Source organism: Trichococcus sp. (assembly GCF_049589555.1).
Taxonomy (GTDB): domain Bacteria; phylum Bacillota; class Bacilli; order Lactobacillales; family Aerococcaceae; genus Trichococcus.
Genome location: NZ_JBAWAZ010000127.1, coordinates 1 through 3398 on the forward strand (window position 1 = coordinate 1; position 3398 = coordinate 3398).

Annotated in this window: 2 protein-coding genes and 1 pseudogene; all 3 read left to right on the forward strand. The window is 50.5% G+C overall.

What is annotated here, in order from left to right; genetic code table 11:
• On the forward strand, positions 1-669 hold a 669-nt coding region (locus WBV27_RS05245; protein ID WP_424200065.1), incomplete at its 5' end, for a glycoside hydrolase family 32 protein.
• Between the two features lie 493 nt (positions 670-1162).
• Positions 1163-2365, forward strand: coding sequence for a quaternary amine ABC transporter ATP-binding protein (locus WBV27_RS05250; protein WP_424200067.1), 1203 nt, complete (start codon positions 1163-1165; stop codon positions 2363-2365).
• Positions 2358-3206 (forward strand): annotated as a pseudogene (locus tag WBV27_RS05255) (ABC transporter permease); the annotation flags it as partial. The gene WBV27_RS05250 and the pseudogene WBV27_RS05255, both read left to right, overlap by 8 nt.
• Between the last annotated feature and the right edge of the window lie 192 nt (positions 3207-3398).

Here is a 3398-nt window from a genome sequence, read left to right on the forward strand (position 1 = left end):
GGCTTCCAGGAACTGGATGCCGGCTTCGATTTCTACGCCACCCAGACCGCCGAAAGCCCAGATGGCCGCCGCATCCTGACGGCTTGGATGGGATTACCGGATGTCGCTTACCCGACCGACAGCGAAGACTGGGCCCACTGCCTGACGTTGCCGCGCGAGTTGGCCATTAAGGAAGGCAAATTGATCCAGCAACCGGTTCGCGAACTGGTGGCTTTGCGCAAAGAGAAAACAATTTCCGAAACAGGCTTGTTGTCTGAAGCTAAGCATTTCGAGCGCAGTGGCGCAAACTGTTACGAACTCCAACTGGATGTGACATTCCTGGCGTCAGCCAACCACGCGCCGGTGACTTTGGATCTTTGCGAAGATGCCGCCAACGACAAACGTTTCCGCATCACCTTGGATCCAGCCACCAAGAAAATCACGATCGACCGCAGCCAGTGCGGCATCCCGTTCGCTGAAGAATTCGGCACGACCCGCACGCTGGCAGTCGGACAGATGGATACAGTGAAACTGCAGATTTTCGTCGACACCAGCTCAATCGAAATCTTCGTCAACGACGGCGAAGGTACCTTCACCTCCCGCGTATTCCCGCAAGCGGGAGAAACCGGCCTGTCGCTCGCGGCAGGCAGCACAATCGATTACAGCCTCGAACTTTGGGAATTAGCCTGAAGAAACGGCGAATGATAGTTGAACGCACCATCCTTTACTCTGTCAAACAGAGCTAAGGGGTGGTGCGTTTTTTGCGTTGGGGGTCGCCACCATGCAGGGAACACATTCGACAATTTGAGCTCTAAGCACAGCAAAATCAGCGTAAGTATCTTTATGTTGTGCAGTGCGTATGGCAACATGCCGATTCTGCAAACAACTTTTTTAAATAAAATTCAGATACTCCGCGGTTACCTTTAGGAAGCGTGTGTAACCGCATCCTTTTTCACAAAAAATTCACAAGTTTTTCGTTTTTGATTTGCATATCCGCGCCATAACTGGATAATAGTGATTATACCTTTGTGATGTAACGAAATTATCTTCAATTTATATTTTCGGAATAAATGAAAATGTAACACTATATTTGTACATTGCGGAGACGCACAATCGGATTCGGGCTTTCATTCCCATTACCAACAGAATCCACGCATACAGCATTAAAAATTTGAGAGGAGCAATGCACTTGCCGAAAATAAAAATAGAGAACGTAACGAAAATTTTTGGAAAAAAATCCGAGAAGGCTCTGGAACTGCTTGAACAAAAGAAGAGCAAGCAAGACATCCTGCGCGCCACTGGAGCGACAGTAGGGGTCAACAACGTCAGTCTTTCCATAGAAGAAGGGGAAATCTTCGTCATCATGGGGCTTTCCGGAAGCGGGAAATCGACACTTGTGCGGATGTTCAACCGCTTGATCGAACCGACAACGGGGAACATCCTGATCGACGGAGAGAACTTATCGGTCATGGACAAGAAGGAATTGCGCCAAGTCCGCAGGGAAAAAATGAGCATGGTTTTCCAGAACTTCGGCTTATTCCCGCACCGCACAATTTTGGAGAACACCGAGTACGGACTCGAAGTGCAAGGCGTCGCAAAAGCCGAGCGCAAGGAACGAGCGCAACAGGCCTTGGAAAATTCCGGCCTTGGCGATTACAGCCATCAGTATCCGAACCAATTATCAGGCGGGATGCAGCAGCGGGTCGGGTTGGCCCGTGCCTTGGCGAATGACCCGGAAATTCTGTTGATGGATGAGGCCTTCTCGGCTTTGGATCCATTGATCCGCCGTGAGATGCAGGATGAATTGTTGGATCTGCAGGCAAACGTCAGCAAGACCATCATCTTCATCACCCATGATCTGAACGAAGCCTTGCGCATCGGGGACCGGATCGCGCTGCTGAAGGACGGGGAATTGGTCCAAATCGGTACGCCGGAGGAAATTTTGACCAATCCGGCAACGCGCTATGTCGAAAAATTCGTGGAGGACGTCGACCGTTCGAAAGTGCTGACTGCCGAACACATCATGAAGCGTCCGATCGTCATGAATATCGAAAAACATGGTCCGCTCTTCGCATTGGAATTATTGCGCCAAGAAGGGATTTCAACAATCCTTGTGGTGGACAATCACCGCAGACTGAAAGGGTACATCACTGCCGAGGACGCTACGAAAGCGTTGAAAGCCAACACTACTAGAGTGGATGGCATCCTCAGAGTAGATATCCCGAAAGTCTCCAAAGATACTACCTTGAGCGATATTTTCCCGATCATCCATGATTCAAGCTCGCCGGTCGCTGTCATCGAAAACGACAGATTGGTGGGTGTACTTGTCAGAGGCGCCGTCATAGCCGCTTTGGCAGGAGAAAGCGAGGTGTCCGTAAATGGATAATCTATTAAATTTCATTCCTGAATTGCCGGTTGCCGAGTTCACTGAATACGTCACGGACAAGACTGCTGACACGTTCAGCTTCCTGTTCGATCCGATCAAAGCGTCTTCGCAGACTTTGATCGATCTGATGACCTCAACGCTGACCGCCATCCCGGCAGTCATTCTGATCGCGTTAGTGGCGCTGTTGGCGTTCTTTGCCTCGGGTAAAAAATTCGGGTTGGCCATCTTTTCCGTCGTCGGTCTCTGGTTTATCCATAACCAAGGGCTCTGGGAAGACTTGATGTTCACCTTGACGCTGGTCCTGTTTTCGAGCTTGCTGTCCGTCCTGATCGGCGTGCCTTTCGGTATCCTGATGGCGAAAAACAAAATCGCGAACAGCATCATCAATCCGGTCTTGGATTTCATGCAGACGATGCCGGCTTTCGTTTATCTGATCCCGGCCGTAGCCTTCTTCGGAATCGGCATGGTTCCCGGGGTGCTTGCGTCACTTATTTTCGCAATCCCACCGACCGTCCGCTTCACGAATCTGGGGATCAGACAAGTTTCCACCGAACTGGTTGAAGCAGCCGAATCATTCGGCAGCACCGGCGCACAGCGGTTGTTCAAAGTCGAATTGCCGCTGGCGAAATCCACGATCATGGCCGGCATCAACCAAACCGTTATGCTGTCCTTGTCGATGGTCGTCATCGCTTCGATGATCGGTGCACCCGGATTGGGGCGTAATGTCCTTTCCGCCTTGCAACGCGCCAAAATCGGTTCCGGTTTCGTATCCGGGTTGGCCTTGGTTGTGCTTGCCATCATCATTGACCGCTTGACCCAGAAATTCAGTAAAAAAAGTTCAACATAAAGACTAAATCGTTCCTAATTGCCAAATAAAAAGGAGAGAAATATACCTATGATAAAAACAACAAAACGTAACTGGAAACGCCTCGGACTTACCGCCGGATTGGGCTTAGGAGTCACTCTGATCGCCGCCGGATGCGGTGCGACAGAAGATACAGCATCCATGGAAGATACAGTCGGCAAAGGCCAG